Raw genomic sequence first — 20,513 nt, 5'->3', positions numbered from 1 at the left:
TGCTCTATGGGTTATGAAATAAGCAAGTTTCGATTGTTGGGTATTATTTTAAGAACTCTATAAAAAAGGCCGGAAAGTAGTGGTAAAATTTACACATTAAACCGATAGAGAATCACATCCCCATCTTTGATAATGTAGTCTTTGCCCTCAAGCCTTAACTTGCCGGCTTTCTTAGCGGTGTTCAAATCGCCGGCTTTTAACAGTTCCTTATAATAAATCGTTTCGGCTTTGATAAAACCGCGCTGAATATCAGTGTGAATCTCGCCAGCTGCTTGCCAGGCAGTGAAACCTCGAGGGATTGGCCAGGCTCTCGATTCATTTTCGGCGGCAGTTAAAAAGCTTATTATTCCCAGAAGGTCATATGATTTTTTTAATACTTTGGCTAATGCAGGCTTGCCGATTCCCATTTCATTAAGAAACTCATCTCGGTCGCTTTCATCTAAGGCGGAGATTTCCATTTCGATTTTACCACACAGCGAGGCGATTGCTTTATTCTTCTCGGTTTCGGGCATGTATTGCTTTTCAAGCTCTACACCTTTGCTGATTTGATCCTCGCCGAGATTCAATAAATACAAAACAGGTTTTTCGCTTAAAAATCTGAAACTTCCAAGAAACTGACGTTCATCTTTGTTAAAATCCAATTCACGCAATGGCTTTTCTGTTTCGAGATGAGCTTTCATTTTTTCCATCAAGGTCAATTCGCTTTTAAGCTTATCATTGGACTTTACTTTAATCAGATGGGTAATATTTTCAATCCGCTTTTCAATCTGAACAAGGTCTACAAGCATCAGCTCTGATTCAATATCGCATATATCGCGTTTCGGATTTATCGAGCTTCTGGGGTGAGGCACATTTTCATCCTCGAAACATCGCACTACTATCAGAAGCGCCTGCGCCATTCTTATCTGATGTATATATGAGCCTTCTTTTAGCTTATCGACAATATCCTGTTTCCCTTGGGATGATGGAGCCATCCCGGCGATATCGATAAATTCAATTTCAGCATAAACTCTTTTAGGCGCGCTATACATCACGGCCAGCTTATCTACCCGCTCATCCGGAACCTTCACCATCCCGATATTAGCGCCTTTTGAGGACGAGTAATCACCCACGCTGGCATCAGCAGAACATAAGGCATTGAAAATAGTTGTTTTTCCCGACTGGCCAAGGCCGATTATACCGAATTGAAGCTTCATATTATCACCACCAGCGATTTAATTTTAATAATTTCCATAATTTGCAAATATAAACAATTATAAATATTAATCAAACAGTAGTTATCAATAAAATTAGAATAATCAAACTGAATTATCAGAGACTACCATAGGTAAGATATGATCTTTATTTAGTGATAATTCCGGCGCGATATTAACACAATCAATTTGGGCGGCAAATTCGATATCCGACTCCCTTCCGATTTTTCGCAGGAAATCTCCATAGGATGACTTCATCATCATGCCGGTAATATCGCGATGATGTTGATTATACAGATATTCCGAAGTTCCAGAGGCGTCGTTTAGGCCAATTTTACCTGAATAGCCATCGACAATTCGCCGAATAAACATGCCGGCGCAGACAGCATCCTCAAAAGCAAAATTCCCCAGCTTGCCGGCGCATAGCAGATGAATATTTGAGGGAATATCTATGCTATCGATTATTGCTTGAATATTATTAATACAGCCAAACAATACTCTCGGAGTATTGCGTAAAATCTCTATGGCATTACAGATATTGACAGAATAACAGACTATGACCTTATCTTTTGCTTTATCGGGCGCAAACTCTTGCGGCGAATCTCCTAAATCGAAACCATCGATGGTTTGACCATCTTTAGCGCCGCATATCAAAGCCTTCTCAAGCCCTATTTCATTGGCTATCTTAAAAGCGTCGTCTATTTCTCTAACCGGAATTATTTTCGAGGCTCCGGCTTTAAAAGCCGCGGTTATCAATGTTGAATCTCTGAGAACATCGAAAATAACAGCAATATCAGCGGATGAATCCACTCTTGTTATCTCATCATGTGAAAAAAAAGTGAATATGTTCATATTAATTGCTGCCTGTCTATTTCCCTATGCATCAGGTTTCATGATTTCGTGGTTGGCGTACGTCCCCGTGCACCAACTTCTCGTGGTTGGCGTACGTCCTCGTGCGCCAACTTTCTTTCACGGAAAAACCCTATTTCTTATAAAACGGTGTCTTAACCACTACTGCCAGTTGCTTTTTACCCCTAACTTCGATATCAAATTGCGAACCGGCTTTGGCATACTCTTTCGGCACATACCCCATACCAATGCCTTTCTTTAGAGATGGCGAAAATATCCCGGATGTTACCTCGCCGATTTTGGCTCCGTTAAGCGTAATAGGATAATGCTGACGGGGGAATACTTTACCTTCGACCTCAAACCCGATAAGCTTTCTTTTGATGCCCTGCTTTTTTATCTCAGTAATAGCATCCCGGCCGATGAAATCATCGGTATCAAGCTTAACTACCCAGCCAAGGCCAGCCTCGATTGGATTAGTTTGCTCGGAAATATCATTGCCATAGAGCGCAAATTTCATTTCAAGCCGCAATGAATCGCGCGCACCCAAGCCAATTGGGCCGCCGCCGAATTGTTTGACCAAATCAGATGCCGTTTCCCAGATTTTGACTGCCTTATCATAGGAGATATACAACTCATAGCCGTTCTCGCCGGTATAGCCGGTTTTGGACAGCAGAACTTTTTCTCCAACTAAGCTAACATAGGCGGCATGGTAGTATTTCAAATCAGCTATTGGGTAATCGGTCATCTTTGACAGCACATCATCCGATTTCGGACCCTGTATGGCAATAAGGGCGGTCTGGTCGGAAACATCGTTAAGCTCTACGTCGGCAGGGAGATATTTTTGAATATGCGCGTAATCTTTGGCGATATTCGAGGCGTTGACTACTAACAGAATTTTATCCTTCAAATTGTACACCAGCAGGTCATCGATAATGCCGCCAGCCTCATTGCACATGCAGGTATACAAGACTTGGTTTTCGACCAACTTATTAACATCGTTGGTTGCGATGCTTTGAACAAAATCTTTAGCTTTGGTTCCGGTTACCTCAAATTCGCCCATGTGGGTTATATCGAACATACCCACCGAGTTGCGGACACGCAGGTGTTCGGCGTTAATAGAATCGTACATAACCGGCATAAGGTAGCCGGCAAAAGGTATTATTTTGGCGCCTACATTTTTATGAATATCATAAAACGGCGTTTTTTTATCAGTCATCGTTCCTCCTGAAATTATGTGACGAGGATAAATTAGCTTTTTAGCGGGTTGAGGTCAATTGTTTTATTGAAGAGAATTGATTTACTATCTGATATATCTGCAATTATATTAAGCAGATATTTCTATCTCTTTAAATATCACAACGTTATCTTTTTTATGGTTTAAAATTTTAGTCGCCACGGCGCCCTTCTATATTTCTGCTTGATTAAGTTGTTGATTTATATGTCAAATTATTATATATTGATTATGCCAAACAATTTTGAAGCAGGTAAACTACTAAGTATTTTTTTCAAGTAAGTAGGAAAATTTAAATAAATGAAGAAATTAGATTTTAACTCTAATCATTTTATTAAGGAGCGCTGTTTTATGAAGAAATTTGCTTTGTTGCTGATGGCAGTAATGCTTGGATTCATCTTACCCCAATCTTGTTTCGCCGAAGAAACACACATCACAAAGAACTATTCTTTTGAGCGTCCTGAAATTTTGAAAGTTCAGATTTCGGGAACTCAGTATGATAGAATTATAATGCCGAATACAGCGAACAGCGGCAATGCTGGTCAACCAGCTCTGCCTGCAATAGGGGCAAATATTTTACTTCCTTATAATTCGGAAGTTTCAAATATAGAGATAATTACCGGAGAAAAAGTATTAATCGGTGAAGATTATTATATCGAACCGATAACTCGTCCGGTAAGATTATCAGCCGAACCTACTGCGGATAATTTCCCTATACCCGACAATGCTATTTACAATTCAGATGGTGTATTTCCTGAGAGCGCCTTTGATAAAATAGGCGTATTCGGTTTTCGCGGCTACCAAATATTAACCCTAAAGCTTAAGCCCGTAGAATATATACCTCTCACCGGCGAGCTTTACTATTATCCTGAATTGACAGTTGTTGTCAATACTAAAGCCAGCGGTAAATCAAATACCTTATTTCGCGGTTTTCAAGAGGATGAGACAGAGGTAATGAGTAAAGTCGATAATCCTGATATGGTTTCCAGCTACTGGCAAGCTTTCGGAGCCGACATTAAGGGTTATGACCTGCTGATTATTACCACAACTTCACTTGTCAGCTCATTCCAACCTCTTAAAGATTATCATGACACAACCGGAATTTTAACGGAGATTCATACGACCACCGATATCGGTTCAAGCGACCCTGATGATATACGAGCCTATATCACTGATCGCTATACTAATGATGGTATCGATTATGTTATAATTGGCGCTGATGATGACATTATTCCGGCCAAGGATTTATATGTGGTTACATCTCCCGGCGGCGATACTGAGGAAAACATGCCGAGTGATGTTTATTTCGCCTGCCTTGACGGCACTTGGAACTACGATAACGATGCATATTGGGGCGAACCCACCGATGGTGAAGGCGGCGGTGATGTTGACCTGATTGCTGAAGTATATGTTGGCCGCGCCTCTGTTGGCAATACTACGGAGGCTGCTCGTTTCGTTAATAAAACTATCTGGTATCTGACCAATCAGCATTCACATCCCGAGAAAGTGCAGTTGGTTGGCGAATACCTTGGTTTTGGCGGACCGGCAGAATATGCCGCTGAAACATTAAACGAGCTAATTAACGGTTCGAGCGCTCACAGCTACACTACTATCGGCATACCATCGGATCTCTATGCCATCGATACCTTATACGAACGCTCATGGCCCGGCAATGATTGGCCAAAATCGGAACTGGTTAATCGCATAAACAACGGCGTGCATTTTCTTAACCATCTCGGTCATGGCAGTCCCGACTATGCTATGAAATTATACAATAGTGATGTCCTTAGCGACCTTACAAATACTGACCTCTGTTTTGTTTATTCGCAAACCTGCCTTGCCGGCCACTTAGATGGCACCGACTGTTGGGCGGAAACAATGAATATCAAAACTGACTACGGCGCTTTTGCCGTAATTATGAATGCCCGCTACGGATTTGGAGAATATAACTCCACAGACGGTCCTTCTCAAAGATTCGACCGCGAATTCTGGGATGCTGTTTTTAATCCTGCCGAAAATAAACCGGAGTTAGGGCGAGCCAATCAGGATTCAAAAGAAGACAACCTCTATCGCGTTAATGATGAGTGCATGAGATGGTGCTATTACGAGCTGAATCTGTTTGGCGATCCCTCTGTTACGTTAGCTGAGTTATCAGGAATGCGTGTTTCCCCGCAAACTGATTTAGTGTCTGAGGGTATGAACGGCGGACCGTTTACTCCGGATAGCATGGTTTATACGATTGAGAACCTGAGCGACTACGGCATCAACTATAGTACAGCTAATAGTCAGCCATGGGTTACAATTACAAACGGCTCCGGCTATCTTGATGTTGAGGCTACAGCTGATGTTGCGGTATCACTCAATGCAAATGCCGAAAGCCTTGATGACGGCAGTTATACTGATATAATTGAATTTATAAATACAACAGACAGCGTTGGCAATACGCAAAGAAGTGTAAAACTTAATGTTGGACTTCCGGGGATAGTTTATGAATGGAACTTGGATACTAATCCCGGCTGGACTACCGAGGGGCAATGGGCGTATGGTCAGCCAACAGGCGGCGGCGGCAGTTATGGAAGCCCCGACCCAACCAGCGGCTATACCGGAGATAATGTATATGGCTATAACCTAAATGGCGATTATCCGAATAGTATGGCAGAAACTCATCTTACAAGTACTTCTATCGATTGTTCGGGATTAGGTAATGTAACCCTAAAATTCCGGCGCTGGCTGGGAGTTGAAACATCATCTTATGACCATGCTTATGTTCGCGTATCAAATGATGGAACCAATTGGACAACTGTCTGGAGCAATCCCGGCGATATTGCCGATTACGCTTGGGTTGTTCAAGAATTTGATATCTCAAGCATAGCAGATAATCAGCCGGTTGTTTACCTTCGCTGGACTATGGGTGAAACTGATGGCTCTGTAGTTTATTGCGGCTGGAATATTGACGATATCCAGCTCATCGCGCTTGGCGGTGAACAACCTCCATTGACAATTATTTTACCGGATGGTCCGCCGCAGGTTCTTGAACCGGGTGTGCCAACATCATTCAATGTTCAAATAGTTAATGGCGAGGAAACCTATGTGCCGGGAAGCGGCATGCTTCACTATCGCTATAATGGCGGAACGTATTTAACCTCAAGCCTGACCCCGCTTGGCGGCAATATATATGAAGCCACATTGCCTGCAACTAATTGCGGAACATCGCCCGAGTTTTATTTGAGCGCTGATGGCGATGAAGGTTCAACGATAACTTCTCCAAGCACTGCGCCAACTATGGTGTATTCTGCTTTGGTTGGAGCACTAACTGTGGTTTTCGATGATAATTTTGAAACCGACCAGGGATGGACTGCCGAAAATCTCGGAGCGACAAGCGGAGATTGGGAGCGCGGGATACCGGTAAACGATCCGGATTGGGCTTATGACCCGACCTCTGATGCCGACGGCAGCGGGCAATGCTGCCTGACCCAGAATATTATCGGCAACACTGATATTGATAATGGCGCGGTAAGGCTGACCTCGCCGACTTTCGATATGTCCTCCGGCGGTGGAGTTATCGCTTATGACTACTACCTGTATCTAACAAACACCGATGGCGATATTGATAAATTACTGGTTGAAATTAATAACGATAACGGCGTTGGAACCTGGACTGAAGTCGCCAGACACACTTCTCAAGGCGGACTAAGTTGGCGTCCTCATGAAATTAGCGCCTCTTCAATTGAGGATGCCGGCGTTGCGCTAACATCAACTATGAAAATTAGATTTACCGCCAATGATGACGACCCGCAGAGTATTGTTGAGGCTGGTATTGATGCCTTTATGGTTATATCTTTGGAATGCGACTCAATCGATACCGGAGTTATTGAAGGTATAGTTTCCGACACATACGGCTCTGTTTCCGGTGTCGAGGTTAATGCCGATGATGGTCTGGGGAACGTTGGTTCTGATATTACAGAAGGGGACGGTTCGTATTCAATCGACATTGCCGCGAGTACTTATGATGTCAGTTTCTCACATTTCTCCCATAAAGACACGATTATAACTAACGTTATAGTTACTGTTAATGATACCACAACGGTTGATGTTTTGATGGAACTATTGCTGCCCGGAGCAATAGACGGCACGGTTACAGACGCATCCGCAGCGCCAATTCAGGGTGTACTTGTTGAACTCCTTGATGGCATTACTATTATCGATTCGGATAGTACGGATGTTGACGGCTATTACTATTTTGCAAATCTCTACTCCGAATCTTATAATCTAAATTTTGATATGACAGGTTATTACACCGCATCGGAAACAAATGCGGCTGTAGCGAGTGGCGATACGACGACTGTAGATAAAACCCTTCACAAACCGGGAAGCTATAGCGGCATTGTTTATGATTATTATGGTTCGCCGGTTGATAGCGTTCATGTAGCGGCAGTGCAGCAGGTTTCCACAGCGATATCATTAGCAAATGATAAGAAAAGTACCGGTGAGAAGAAAATGCCTTACGCCAATCTCGATGGTTCTGCTCCTGTTGTCATAAATGTCGAATCAGTTGATAAGATTCAGATTAAAGATAATAATATTGCATCTTTATCCGTAAAATCTGATGGTCTTTATCCTGTTGTTTTAGATGTAAATATCATCGAAGACGCTTATACCAATAGCGCGGGCGAATACGAATTAGTACTTAACCCCGGCAGCTACACAATCACATTTGAGAAAACCGAATGGACGACATATATTTCAAGTCCGTTTAGCATCAGCGATGACATGGTTATGGATAATCAGAACATTATTCTGCGTTCAACCGGTTCCCTCAGCGGCGTTATTGATGATGGCGTTGTCCCGATTGAAGATGTTTATGTAATAGTTGAGGATGGTTCAAGGGCTTTAGTGGGCGATGATTATACCGACCAATACGGCAATTATTTTATTGCCGATATTTACGACAACGATTATACCATCAGCTACACGCATGTCGATTATAATTCAATCACTTTGAACAATCAGCATATCAATGACGGTCAGGACTTGGTTCTTAATCAGACAATGGTACAGGGCGGTTATGCTTACCTGCCCGGCGATGCCAACATGTATAATGGCCTGTGGCCGCCTATGGTTATCGGTGGTGATGTTACTTACTTAGTGAACTATTTCAAAGGGCAAAGCGAAGCTTGTTTGCTTGATGGTTTTTACGCCTCAGCTGATGCCAACGGCGACTGCGTTGTTATGGGAAGCGATGTAATCAGGCTAGTCAATTACTTTAGAGGAACTACTACGATTGAGTATTGTCAGGATTTTGAACCATTATGGCCGCCAGCTCCGGATGAAGCGCCAGCCGGTTGGCCAAATTGCGAGACGCTGCCGGTAATTAGTAAGGTAATACCATTAGGCGCTGATAAATAAAAAGCCGCCATCAAAGAAGATGGCTTATAAAGAGGCTTAGACTGTTGACAAATGACTGCTAAATATTGTTTCGTCAATACGACAGAGCTTTAAAAACGCAACCCGTAGGGGTTTAACATATTAAACCCCTACGCTGAAAGCATATTTTATTGATACAATTCCAAAAGGATATTTAATTAATAATCTGACCACCTTTTAGGAAGGCATTTATTTTAAGCTAAAATAAAATAATTCTTGACAAACAAATCGTAAATTTGTTTAATACAATATATTTTGGGGAAGTCGCCGCTTTTTTCCTTCAAGTAGTGTTATACAGTGTTTTGAATGATTCTAAGTTATAAGGAGCTAAGTTATGCCTATTGGTAAGGTTAAATGGTTTAATGAAAAAAAGGGTTTTGGCTTTATAAATACCGATGAAAAGAGCAACACAGATATTTTTGTACATTACTCCTCAATCAAAGGTAATGGCTTCAAATCGCTGTATACAGGCGATGAAGTAGTTTTTGAGCTTATCGATGGAGCCCGGGGATTACAGGCGCAAAACGTTAGTAAAATCCATTGATGCTAATGTTTTAAATATATCGAATATTTTATTTTATTGAAAAGCATGTCAAAACCTCTAATGTTTTAATTGTTTCTGCATAATACGGTTTATCCTGCTTATTAAATATGCTTTTATAAAGGGTAAATGTTTTTCTTTTCTATTGCTAAGTCTATAACTGCAGTATAGTTATATATGCTTTAACTGATTGCCAACCGCTATTTACAAACCAATAATGAGTATTTATAAAAGTTGTTCTGCGAATGTTTCAATTTTTAAAGCGAATTAAACAATATATATCCAAATAATTAATTTTATAGATACTTATTCCGAAGTTAAATTAAGAAACTATATTATTGATTTTTATCTAATAATATAAAATAACCTTTTTCAAGTATAGGTACTCTGTATAATCAGGAAACCGACACTGGTGCCGAAAAATTAAGTCGTCCGGGAAAAGAACTTAACAAGTTGTTGACAAATTTAAGATACCAGCGTAAAAAAAGGAGCATAATTATGACTGATGACATTACAAAAGAGCATACAGATAATCTTGAGCAGATGGTAACCTTCAGTCTTGGACGGGAGGAATTCGGGATTAATATTCTGAAAGTTCAGGAAATTAATCGGATGGTCGAGATAACAAAGGTGCCGCAAACCGAACATTATGTTGAGGGCATTATTAACCTGCGCGGCAAGGTGATTCCTATTTTGGACCTGCGCAAGAAATTTGGTATGCCTGAGAGAGAATATGACAATCAGACGCGGATACTTGTTGTCGATATCACCAAGGAAACTGTCGGGTTAGTTGTCGATAGTGTCTCAGAGGTTCTGCGCGTGCCTTCAGACTCTTTAGAGAAGGCGCCCAAGCTGACAACCGGCGGAAAAGGGGGTTATGCCAGCGCTGAATATATTAAATCGGTAGCTAAACTGGATAATCGGCTTCTGATATATCTTGATTTGGAAAAAATCGTATCGTCAAGCAGTCTGCCGGCCGCTTATTGATGCTGGCAAATAACAGAACAGTTGGAACCCGTGATATGAAATATATCGCGGGTTTTTTTATCCTATATCTCGCAGTATATCTACAATTAGATTCCTCCGGTTGCCAAGCGGTGATTGGCAGCCAGAGTTTATTATTCGAAATTATAATGAGCATATAACGTTAGGAACACACCCCCCTAACCCCTCTCAAGAGGGGAATAATAAAAATATTGGCGCACGGGGACGTTACACCAACCACTTAAATGTTGGTGCGCGAGGACATACATCAACAACCCTGAAATAGATTCCTCTGGCTGTCAAGCACCGTCCCAAGCCAGACAGTCTGTTCTTGTGTTGTCGGAAGTTGCTTCCGACAGCTCTGATAGAAGAAACATATGTTAAAATTTTAATACCGCGGGCTAATAAAGCGGTAATTATAGTTTTTAAAATTAATCACTAATGTCCGGCCTTTTGTCTGCCTTAGGCGGATGCTATAATAACGTAAATGTATAATCATCGAATAAGAATCGACTTCTGAAATCTAATTCCTCCTGTCGGCGGACAGGCATGAAATATTATGCAATGCAAAAAGTGAAATGTCGATGTTTGTCGGAGTTGCCCAACATCTTGTTGCTTTATGGGTTGCAAATCAAGCAAATTTTGCTGATTGGATAATATTTAAAGAACTCTATGGAAAAGGCCGGATGGTAGTGAAAATTAATTGCTGCCAAACACTCCTGTAACCCTTAATAGCTGAGACTTTTCAGCCTCAGTGCAGGCCTGGAAAGTCCTGCTTATTAATGCCTGTGTGTGATATAGAATTTTCAGGAAAACTCATAATCATTTACAACTTGACATTTCTATCAAATGTTAGCAATATTTAGTATATTGTTAAAAGGGATTTAAGGGATGTTTTGGATAACTGCCCATAAATATTGGAGAGACTAATGAGTTTGTTTGATAAGTGCCGCAAGTTCACTGCTGCGAGGGAAGTCCAACAGGCAGGGTATTACCCGTATTTTCGAGAAATATCATCAGCACCGGATACAGAAGTTACAATTAGTGGAAAAAAAACCATAATGATTGGTTCGAATAATTATCTTGGTTTGACCAATCATCCGAAGGTTCTCGAAAGAATTCATAAGGCTGTTGATAAATATGGATCGGGATGCACCGGTTCGCGTTTTTTAAACGGCACGCTTGATCTGCATGTTGAGCTTGAAAATAAACTGGCCGAATTTATGGGATTTGAAACTGCGCTGATATTTTCCACAGGCATGCAAACCAATCTTGGCACAATACCAGCGATAGTTAGTAAATCGGAATACATTTTTGCTGATAGATCTGACCATGCCTCTATTGTTGACGGCTGTCGACTGTCATTTGGCAATACGATAAAATACAAACATAACGATATGGATGACTTGGAACGAGTTATTGCAAAAGTTCCTCCCGAAAGCGGCAAACTTATAGTTAGCGACGGCGTATTCTCGATGGAGGGTGATATAGTCAAACTGCCCCGACTTGTTGAAATCGCTGAAAAATATAGTGCCAATACTCTTATCGATGACGCTCATTCAATTGGTGTGCTGGGCAAAAACGGCAGCGGAACAGCAGAACATTACCACCTTAAGGATAAAGTAGATATTGTGATGGGAACATTCTCCAAATCATTCGCATCGATAGGCGGTTATATTGTCGGCGCTGAGGAAGTCATTCATTATATCAAGCATTTTTCCCGGGCGCTTATATTTTCCGCCTCACCGCCGCCAGCTGCTGTAGCTGCGGTTTTAGCCACACTTGAAATATTACGGGAAGAGCCGGAACGACGCCATCGCCTGTGGGAGATTACTCATCGCATGCACCATGAATTTAAGAACATGGGGTTTGACATTGGCGCTAGTGAAACGCCAATTATCCCGATTTATATCGGCGAGGATATGAAAACCTTCCAGTTCTGGAAAGATTTAACGGATGCCGGGTTGTTTACCAATCCGGTTGTTTCTCCTGCAGTACAGCTGGGACAGGCGCTTATAAGAACAAGTTATACTGCCAATCATACTAATGAACAACTCGATAGAGTCCTTGAAATATTCTATAAAACCGGCAAAAAATTCGGAGTTATTTAAAGCTTACATGATTGTTTGTAAAGAAGAATTATACATTAGCTTGATTAAAAGACAATGCACGGGATTTTATTTCGCCCGAAATCCAATGGGGTAAAAAAATATGAACCAGTATAAAATAAAAGAAGTATCGACCAAATCTGATATTAACGATTTCATTAAAGTTCCTTTTAACCTCTATAAAGGCAATTCCTGTTGGGTACCGCAATTAATATCCGAAAGCCGCAAGATTTTCGATAAATCAAAGAATCCATTCTTTCTGCATTCTGAGGCCAAATTATTTACGGCTTATAAAAACAACAATCCGGTTGCCCGGATAGCCGGCATCGTGAATAATCGCCATAATGAGGTCAATAAAGAAAGAACCGGCTTTTTCGGCTTTTTCGATTGCCCTGATGATACCGGTTTGGCAGGCGAGCTTTTTAATGTTGCCTCCGAGTATGTGAAAATCGCCGGCATGGATATTCTTCGCGGCCCGGCTAATTTCTCCAGCAACGATGACTGGGGATTTTTAGCCGATAGCTTCGATAAGCGACCGGTTTTTATGATGCCGTATAATCATTCCTATTATCTCAAGCTGGCAGAGGCTAACGGCTTTGTTAAGATTAAAGACCTGCTGGCATATTATCTTGATGACAGTAAGCAAATTCCCGAGAAAGCGGCGCGAGTAGCAAAGATTGTGAAAAAAAAATACAAAATTGAAGTCAGGACTATTGATGTCTCCAATTTCGAGCGCGACCTTCAATTGGTAAGGGAAATTTATAATGCCGCCTGGAGCCGTAACTGGGGTTTTGTGCCGATGACTAAGGAGGAGATTGATCATACTGCCGATGATTTCAAGAAAATCCTCGATCCCGATATCGTGTATTTTGCCTTTGTGGATGGCAATCCGGCAGGCTTCTCTCTTGCGCTCCCTGATTATAATCAGGTATTTCAGGCTATGAACGGCAGGCTGTTTCCATTCGGTTTGTTCAAATTTTTATGGCATACTAAAATCAAAAAAGGCATTGACGGCATTCGTTTTCTGGCATTGGGAATTGTGCCTAAATATCAGAAGCTTGGTATCGATAATATATTCTACCTTGACACTTATAATAACGGCGTAAAAAAAGGCTATCATTGGGCTGAGTTATCATGGATACTTGAGGATAATGTGCTGATGAATCGCGCTCTTTTGATGATGGGCGCTGTGCCATACAAACGCTACCGGTTGTATGATAGGAAGCTAAAATAGCAATTCATGCAAGCGGCACGCGGCGATGTGCGCCAATCATTTTATAATAGTTGCTCATGAATTTAATTCGGTTTTATAATTATAAATTTATCAATCCCTTTGAAACCTCTTTTAATAAGCTTAGTGAAGAAGTCTATACTTTCCTTTAAACTAAGATTAAAACCCCATGATGGATTTTCAGGAGATGGTAGTAAGACATTGAGTTTTAAATCGATATAGTCTCCTAAAGTTACCTTTTCTACACCTATATTTTTCAGAAATGTTATAAGACCCTTCTTAAAATGTTTCTTAGCAAGCCTTTCATCTCTTTTCGTATTAATATAATACCAGCCGACTTTTATTTCCTCTTTTGAAGTATTAAGAGCTTCAATAATTTTGCTCCATTCTGTGCTATCTATTGTAGTTTTAGCAGATGGTATTATATCAAGCAACTCTTTAATATTTATAGTTACTCTAGCATAATTATCAGTATAATTATCTCTGTCGTTAAAAGTGAAAAGCGGCGTATTTTCAAGAATTAGTCTGGAATCAGTGCCAATACCGTACTGAATATTTGAGATAAAATTGGGGATTGCTAATTTGCTTTTCATTTTGCCAGGAAATATTTTATCTATAAGTTGAATTGCTTGGCTGCGAGTTTGCGGTTCCGGAAGCCCTTGATACTCATCTTTAGATAAAACGCTATTCCTATAATCAGTAAATAATTCCCCATATTTATATTCAACCGCAAAAGGTTTAATCATTATTTTGCGATCATTATCTTGATCGAGTTTTTTTACCCATTCAACAATATCGGGATAAAAATCATCCTTGATCGCCTCTGTAAGTAAATCACTGTCAGAAATATTTCCAGCGGTTTCGATAAATTGTCCCCATTCAAGAGCTTTCTCTGTACCATAGGGAATCGACGAAAAAAGAATAGCTTGTGTTCCGCTTCTTCTTAGCATTTTTATAAGCTGTTTCTCAAATGGGTTATGTTGTCTATAAATGTCTCTATCAATATGAAAATCGAAAGGCAATTTAAACAATTGGTCAGATTCACGAAATATCTCTCTAAGCGGCAAAAGATCTAAAATTTGATTAGGGGAAAAAACTATTTCATAAAATACTGAGTAAAGCACGAGTCTAACTTTAGCTTCTTTTAGTTTTGGAACCATTTTAGGTTGATCATCAGTTATATAACTGAAATTAAGAGTGTCTAAATACTCAAGATAACCTTTCATAATAAATCCCCTTACTGAATATTATAACCTGTAAACGAATTCCTAATAAACATCCTAATAAAATGCTAATTATTAGAAATATGATATTATCATCACTTATTCATCATAATAATATTTGTTACAAAATCTGTCAAATTTTATTTATGTTCAATTACAAAATGTGGATTAAAAAAACCGTTCTTAAAAAAGCAAATCACGCATCCGCGAAACCAATTCCATTGCTTTTTCTCTCGACTTGTCCGCAAAATCATCTTCTCTCGAGGCATATAAAACAGACCGCGATACATTAATTATCGCCAATTGATTATGCGAGTTGCATCCCGCTTTCAATGAGGCTTCAAGGTTACCGCCCTGAGCGCCGACTCCGGGGATAAGAATCGGGATGTCGTCCCCGACACTATTTCTGATTTTACCAAGCTCTAAAGGCGAGGTCGCGCCAATTACCAAGCTAATATTATCGTTATCATTCCAGGCTAATGCTTTATCCGCAACCAGCTCATAAACCATCTTGGAAATCTTGGAATCATCATTCACCTGACGCTTCTGAAAATCAGACGCTGATGGATTCGAGGTCAAACAAAGAATGATAACGCCCTTATCCTTGTATTCGAGAAACGGCTTAACGCAATCATAGCCCATATACGGATTAACAGTTAACGCATCGACATTAAGCCGCTCAAATGCCGAAATAGCATACATCCTTGAGGTATTGCCGATATCTCCTCTTTTAGCGTCAAGAATAACAGGAATATCATTGGGGATATAATCAATAATTTCTTTTAGAAGAGATATCCCCTCAGCGCCAAACTGCTCGTAAAAAGCTGAGTTTGGCTTATAGGCGCAAACGATATCTTTGGTAGCACCAATAACCATTTTAAGGAATTGCGATATCCCATCAATGCTTTTAGGTAGCGTATCAGGAAGTTTATTCAGGTCGGGATCAAGCCCTATACATAGCCAGCTTTTATTGTTGTCTGCAATCCTTAGTAATTTTTCTTTAAAATTCATTTAATTCTTTCCTGCGGCGCCAATAATTTGATTTATATCGCTTACTTTATAATATTCCAGGTATTCCATTATCTCATCAATCACTCTCAAAAATATTTCGGGTTCGGCAAAACAGGCAGTGCCAATCTGCACCGCGGATGCTCCCGCCAGCATAAACTCAATCACATCATTGCCTGATAAGATTCCGCCTAATCCGATAACCGGTATATTCACATTGGAAGCGACTTTATATACCATGCTTAGCGCAACAGGCTTGATTGCAGGACCGGACAATCCGCCAAACCTGTTTGACAACTTAAACTGCTTTGTTTCAATATTAATAGCGGTGCCAACAAGCGTATTAATAAGCGAGACAGCATCAGCTCCGGCATTCTCGATAGCCTTGGCAATGGCAATGATGTTTGTAACATTAGGCGACAGTTTCGGTATAACAGGCACGCGGCTGACTTTTTTTACAGCACTGATTACTTTCGCGGCGCCCTCGGCAGTGGCGCCGAATTCCATACCGCCGGATTCTACATTCGGACAGGAAATGTTAACTTCGATTGCATCAACACCCTCTTGATCGGATACCCTCTCAGCCATCAAAACATAATCATCAACTGATGCGCCGGCGATATTGACTATAACAGCAGATTTGCATTTCCTTAAAAAAGGCATCTTATCGCCGATAAATTTATCCAAGCCGACATTTGTCAAACCGATTGCATTGAGCATACCGCAGGCTGTTTCCACTACTTTTGGCGGCGGATGGCCTGTTCTTGGAAGCGGGGTTATCGATTTGGTTACTATCCCACCCAGCTTATCAAGGCTGAAAAATTCGGCCGCTTCCTCGCCATAGCCAAAACAACCGGAGGCGGTCAGTATCGGATTGGCAAGCTTTATACCGGCGATATTTATCTCAAGATTCACTCCCATAATATCTCCGATGCTTCAAACATAGGTCCCTCCTTGCAGACTCTGGCAAGCCTGAAACCTCTCTCATCCTCAACGGCTGAGTTATTTCTATTAACAACTTTCACGGCACAACCATTGCAAACACCCCACCCGCAAGGCATAAGCTGTTCTAATGAAACATAACATTCAAATCCAGAACATATTTCGGCTATCTTTTTTAGCATTGGCATCGGCCCGCAACTATAAATAATCGGTCTTTGGCTGATGTCGGTATTTATAAACTCGGCTATTTTCTCTTCGAGAGGTTTTGTGATAAATCCTTTTACGCCGGCGCTGCCGTCATCAGTAGTTAAAATGTAATTAACGCCAAGAGATTTAATCTCCTCGTCCGCAAATAAATCATCGGCACACCCGGCGCCTGAGAAAAAATGAATATATTCGGCAGGACAGCCATTTTTAAGCAGGGTTTCGCATAAAAAATGCAATGGCGGCAAACCTACTCCGCCGGCAACTAAGTAAATCGGCTTCCATTGAGATGGTATATTAAAGCGGTTGCCAAGCGGACCGGTAGTATAAACATTATCGCCTTTGTCAAGCCGCGACAGCCTGTTGGTGATTGCGCCGCACCTTTTAATAGTCAGCGATATAATGCCATCTTTTGCCTGATGAATTGAAAAAGGGCGGGGCCAGAGATACGCTCCATAATTGGCAAGCCTCAACTGAACAAACTGTCCGGGCTTGGCAATTGAGGCAATTTCAGGACATGATAATCGCAAGACAAATATTTTGTCTGTCAGGTGAACCTTCTCTTCAATTGTAGTAAACCTGGAAAATTTCATTATGAATTTATCTTCTGGGATCGTCCCAATAATCACGCGGGTTGGGAGGCACTAACCTCATATCATAACGGAAATAACCATCCATCATGGCCAGATTGCTTATATCATCCATATTGAATATCGTATTTTTCAAAGCTATGGCAGCCAGTGAATCAATCTCATTATTGCCGGAGGGTCCCAGCAGTTGGAAGTCCTCAACATCACCGAACAAACCAATTTTAATCTTATATGTAATGACTATTGTTCTATTATATCCTTCCCTTAGCAGGCTATCCGGCCAGATAAATTCTCCTGTATCTTTAACTGCCGGCGCTATTTCTAAAGTATAAGCGCTCCTTTTTAGAGAATCCGCCTCTGCCCGTCTCAATGAATCCTCCTCAGGACTAAGCGCTTTATCTTTTTCCGCAAAATTTTGAGGCGCAGGGGGAATTTCTCTCTTTGTGATTCCCAGCTTGATTTTGGCATCCTCAGCATAAGGCGTCTCGGGATACTTCTCTAAAATCAATGCGAACTCATGATAAGATGAACTATCGCCATCTTCCTCAATAGCAAGATTCATAATCCAGGCTTTTGCGAAAGCACTTTTCGCGGCGTATTTAGATTGCGGAAAGGTTTTTTCAATAAAGTCAAACATGGCAATAGCCGAATCGGGATTGTTGGCTTGAAAATATATATCCTCTGCCTGGTTGTATAAAAGCTCGACATTTTCACCAGGTGGAATTTGCGCGCCTTCGATTTGGGCGGCTGCATATACAGCCTGGTCGGATGATGGGTAAATATCAATTATCTTCAGATATTGCTTCCGGGCATTGGCGGTATCCTCGTTTTGCTCATAGATAAATGCCGATGCTAATAAAGCCTTAGGAGCATATTCGGATTCGGGGTATGTTTCAGCCAACGATAGATATTCTTGAAGCGCCGAATCGGGACGATTCAAGTCATGATGGTACAATTCTGCCAGCAGAAATCTTATTTCGATATCCTCATTTATTAAGGATATTGAATCTTGAACATTTATAGTATCTGCCGTGTCTTGAATTTCAGTAACCGTTAACGTATCTTGAAACTGACTAAACTCTTTTTGAAGCGAATCCGGTATTTCCTGCCGATCAGCTATATCAACAGAATCTTTCGGCGCTGGCGGTCCCATAACATAAGGCTCAGAAGGCTTTATTAGCAATGAATCTTCGGGCAATTTCTCATCTTGACGGGCCTTCCTTTGAATTCTTTGAAAAAATGGAGAAGCTTCTAATCTTTTCTGATCATCATTAATAGCTATCTTATCAAGCATTGATGCAGGCAATTGAGCTTCCTGTTCAAGACTCGAATCTGCCTTCTCTTTACCGCTTCCGACATCGGTTAAAACAGGCTGCAGCGTATCAATTGGTTCGCTTTCTTTTGGAGTCTCTCTTCCGAGTTTTAATTTATATGTTTCCAGTTTAGCTATGTTTGCCGATTTTGTCAGGGCAAAACTATAGAAAGGAGAATCTCTTTTTTCTTTGGTTGCGCTATTATAATATTCTTTGGCCATTTCAAGGTCGTCTTTTGTATCTTGATATATCAAGCCAAGCTTATAATATGCCTCAGCGGATTGATTGGTTTTTGGAAATTGTTCAATCACTTTCAAATATTCGGACTCAGCTTCCTCTGTTTTGCCCATCAGATTCATTCCCTCGGCAATTTTCAGACGAATTTGCGATGATCTTTCGAAATATCTTTCCTGCTTTGAAAGATTATCGAATATAGACATGCCCAACTCAATCGAATCAGCTTTCAAGGCTGCAGAACCATAGGCAAAACGAGAGTCGAAATAAAGCTCATGCGATGGTCCGTACTTCTCAACATTTTTGTAAGCCTGTATCGCCTCGATATATTCGCCAAGACTATCTTGGCAAACTCCAATAAAAAATTGCGCGGTTGCGGCTGAATCCGATTTGGGAAACGCTTTAAAAAGTTCCTCAAATGATAAAATTGCGCTGTTATAGTTTTCATTGATGAAATCCATATAAGCAATATTAAAAGCCGCATCATCTTTAAAGTCGCTTTTTTTATCATCCTTAACATGATTAAAAGACTCCAGTGCAAGCTCATATTTTTTCATCCAGAATTGTCCCATGCCAATATAATAATAAGCGTCATCTGCATATTTTGAATCCGGAAACCTGATTACTAATTCTCTAAGTTTTTTATCGCTGGCAATATATTCAGTCATATTATAGCGTGACTTCCCAATAACCCATAGCGCATCATCAACATATTTAGATTCAGGATGGTATACCACAACTTTGGTTGCTTTTTCTATGGCCGCCTTATAAAGCGTCTTTTCGCTAATTGAAATTGACGGTTCAATTGGCGGACCAGCTCTGTTTATTTCGGTTTGCCCGCTGCGTAAACGGGGTTTTTTACTTGATCTAAATTGATTTTTTTCCGCTTGCTTAAATTTCTGATTAGCATTATAGAAAGTGTTGTAATATACACAGGATGAGAAAAGCACTAATATTAAAATGAGGGCGGTTTTCCTAATCATATTCTTCATATAATAAGACCTTAATAATTATATTCCAAGAGTATTTTTATTGTTCCATTCTATTATCGTCATAAAATATGGACTTTATATAAATTTTCTAAATTGGAAAAATGATAGTCGAAATATTAGTCGCTGCTCAATATTTGGTTATGGGCTGCAACTCGTTGTACAGCACATTATTAAACATTTCTTGCTGAGAAAGGTATCGAGTTGAATAATGGGCTTCGTCCGCTTATTCGCTCCACTTATCCGCCTTAGGTGGAGAAGCCGGTCTACGATTGAGCGTTATATCATTAAGTGTAATCACTACTGTCCGGCCTTTTGTCCGCCTTAGGCGGATGCTATAATGATGTCATTCCCAACACTGCCCGCGTCATTCCCAACTTGATTGGGAATCCATAGATTGGTCATGCCGATACCTCCTGCCTGCCGGCGCCCGCCTGTCTGCGGACACA

The 20,513-nt window shown here is 40.8% G+C and carries 13 protein-coding genes; 5 read left to right on the top strand and 8 right to left on the bottom strand.

Annotated features, from left to right (window positions below; genetic code table 11):
- Window positions 1-89: 89 nt before the first annotated feature.
- The 3 genes from ychF to gcvT form a co-directional block, all read right to left on the bottom strand.
- Window positions 90-1,196: a redox-regulated ATPase YchF gene (ychF, locus tag J7K40_10360; protein MCD6162801.1), complete on the bottom strand. Its 1,107-nt coding sequence runs from the start codon at window positions 1,194-1,196 to the stop codon at window positions 90-92.
- Window positions 1,197-1,298: 102 nt separating this feature from the next.
- Window positions 1,299-2,045, bottom strand: coding sequence for a 2-phosphosulfolactate phosphatase (locus tag J7K40_10355; GenBank protein MCD6162800.1), 747 nt, complete (start codon window positions 2,043-2,045; stop codon window positions 1,299-1,301).
- 130 nt (window positions 2,046-2,175) lie between these two features.
- Window positions 2,176-3,258, bottom strand: coding sequence for a glycine cleavage system aminomethyltransferase GcvT (gcvT, locus tag J7K40_10350; GenBank protein MCD6162799.1), 1,083 nt, complete (start codon window positions 3,256-3,258; stop codon window positions 2,176-2,178).
- Window positions 3,259-3,624: 366 nt separating this feature from the next.
- Here gcvT and J7K40_10345 point away from each other — a divergent pair, with 366 nt between their 5' ends.
- The 5 genes from J7K40_10345 (at window position 3,625) to J7K40_10325 (ending at window position 13,564) form a co-directional block, all read left to right on the top strand.
- Complete coding sequence (locus tag J7K40_10345; protein ID MCD6162798.1) at window positions 3,625-8,679, top strand: carboxypeptidase regulatory-like domain-containing protein; 5,055 nt, start codon at window positions 3,625-3,627, stop codon at window positions 8,677-8,679.
- Window positions 8,680-9,031: 352 nt separating this feature from the next.
- Window positions 9,032-9,241, top strand: coding sequence for a cold shock domain-containing protein (locus J7K40_10340; GenBank protein MCD6162797.1), 210 nt, complete (start codon window positions 9,032-9,034; stop codon window positions 9,239-9,241).
- 495 nt (window positions 9,242-9,736) lie between these two features.
- The gene (locus J7K40_10335; GenBank protein ID MCD6162796.1) at window positions 9,737-10,225 is read left to right on the top strand and encodes a chemotaxis protein CheW; all 489 of its coding nucleotides are present in this window, start codon (window positions 9,737-9,739) and stop codon (window positions 10,223-10,225) included.
- Window positions 10,226-11,151: 926 nt separating this feature from the next.
- Window positions 11,152-12,333, top strand: a complete 1,182-nt coding sequence (locus J7K40_10330) for an aminotransferase class I/II-fold pyridoxal phosphate-dependent enzyme (GenBank protein ID MCD6162795.1) — start codon at window positions 11,152-11,154, stop codon at window positions 12,331-12,333.
- Between the two features lie 100 nt (window positions 12,334-12,433).
- Entirely contained in the window at window positions 12,434-13,564 is a 1,131-nt protein-coding gene (locus tag J7K40_10325) for an N-acetyltransferase (GenBank protein MCD6162794.1), read from the top strand.
- 62 nt (window positions 13,565-13,626) lie between these two features.
- On the opposite strand, the gene J7K40_10320 is transcribed toward J7K40_10325, so the two are convergent.
- The 5 genes from J7K40_10320 to J7K40_10300 form a co-directional block, all read right to left on the bottom strand.
- Window positions 13,627-14,787: a hypothetical protein gene (locus J7K40_10320; GenBank protein MCD6162793.1), complete on the bottom strand. Its 1,161-nt coding sequence runs from the start codon at window positions 14,785-14,787 to the stop codon at window positions 13,627-13,629.
- A gap of 180 nt (window positions 14,788-14,967) precedes the next feature.
- Window positions 14,968-15,795 carry an orotidine-5'-phosphate decarboxylase gene (pyrF, locus tag J7K40_10315; GenBank protein ID MCD6162792.1) on the bottom strand — a complete coding sequence of 276 codons (828 nt, stop codon included), beginning with the start codon at window positions 15,793-15,795 and terminating at the stop codon, window positions 14,968-14,970.
- Window positions 15,796-16,713 (bottom strand): dihydroorotate dehydrogenase, encoded by a 918-nt coding sequence (locus J7K40_10310; GenBank protein ID MCD6162791.1) that lies wholly within the window; start codon window positions 16,711-16,713, stop codon window positions 15,796-15,798.
- Window positions 16,704-17,531 carry a dihydroorotate dehydrogenase electron transfer subunit gene (locus J7K40_10305; protein ID MCD6162790.1) on the bottom strand — a complete coding sequence of 276 codons (828 nt, stop codon included), beginning with the start codon at window positions 17,529-17,531 and terminating at the stop codon, window positions 16,704-16,706. Before J7K40_10305 ends, J7K40_10310 begins: the two co-directional genes overlap by 10 nt.
- A gap of 7 nt (window positions 17,532-17,538) precedes the next feature.
- Entirely contained in the window at window positions 17,539-20,058 is a 2,520-nt protein-coding gene (locus tag J7K40_10300; protein ID MCD6162789.1) for a tetratricopeptide repeat protein, read from the bottom strand.
- Window positions 20,059-20,513 lie beyond the last annotated feature (455 nt).

The organism is Candidatus Zixiibacteriota bacterium, from assembly GCA_021159005.1.
Taxonomy (GTDB): domain Bacteria; phylum Zixibacteria; class MSB-5A5; order UBA10806; family 4484-95; genus JAGGSN01.
Note: the sequence above shows the minus strand (reverse complement) of the source record. Positions and strands in the feature narration are given on the sequence as shown.

Excerpts from the sequence above, each read along its gene's own strand:
- ychF (MCD6162801.1), bottom strand. The coding sequence starts at position 1,196 with ATGAAGCTTCAATTCGGTATAATCGGCCTTGGCCAGTCGGGAAAAACA.
- J7K40_10355 (MCD6162800.1), bottom strand. The coding sequence starts at position 2,045 with ATGAACATATTCACTTTTTTTTCACATGATGAGATAACAAGAGTGGAT.
- gcvT (MCD6162799.1), bottom strand. The coding sequence starts at position 3,258 with ATGACTGATAAAAAAACGCCGTTTTATGATATTCATAAAAATGTAGGC.
- J7K40_10345 (MCD6162798.1), top strand. The coding sequence starts at position 3,625 with ATGAAGAAATTTGCTTTGTTGCTGATGGCAGTAATGCTTGGATTCATC.
- J7K40_10340 (MCD6162797.1), top strand. The coding sequence starts at position 9,032 with ATGCCTATTGGTAAGGTTAAATGGTTTAATGAAAAAAAGGGTTTTGGC.
- J7K40_10335 (MCD6162796.1), top strand. The coding sequence starts at position 9,737 with ATGACTGATGACATTACAAAAGAGCATACAGATAATCTTGAGCAGATG.
- J7K40_10330 (MCD6162795.1), top strand. The coding sequence starts at position 11,152 with ATGAGTTTGTTTGATAAGTGCCGCAAGTTCACTGCTGCGAGGGAAGTC.
- J7K40_10325 (MCD6162794.1), top strand. The coding sequence starts at position 12,434 with ATGAACCAGTATAAAATAAAAGAAGTATCGACCAAATCTGATATTAAC.
- J7K40_10320 (MCD6162793.1), bottom strand. The coding sequence starts at position 14,787 with ATGAAAGGTTATCTTGAGTATTTAGACACTCTTAATTTCAGTTATATA.
- pyrF (MCD6162792.1), bottom strand. The coding sequence starts at position 15,795 with ATGAATTTTAAAGAAAAATTACTAAGGATTGCAGACAACAATAAAAGC.
- J7K40_10310 (MCD6162791.1), bottom strand. The coding sequence starts at position 16,713 with ATGGGAGTGAATCTTGAGATAAATATCGCCGGTATAAAGCTTGCCAAT.
- J7K40_10305 (MCD6162790.1), bottom strand. The coding sequence starts at position 17,531 with ATGAAATTTTCCAGGTTTACTACAATTGAAGAGAAGGTTCACCTGACA.
- J7K40_10300 (MCD6162789.1), bottom strand. The coding sequence starts at position 20,058 with ATGATTAGGAAAACCGCCCTCATTTTAATATTAGTGCTTTTCTCATCC.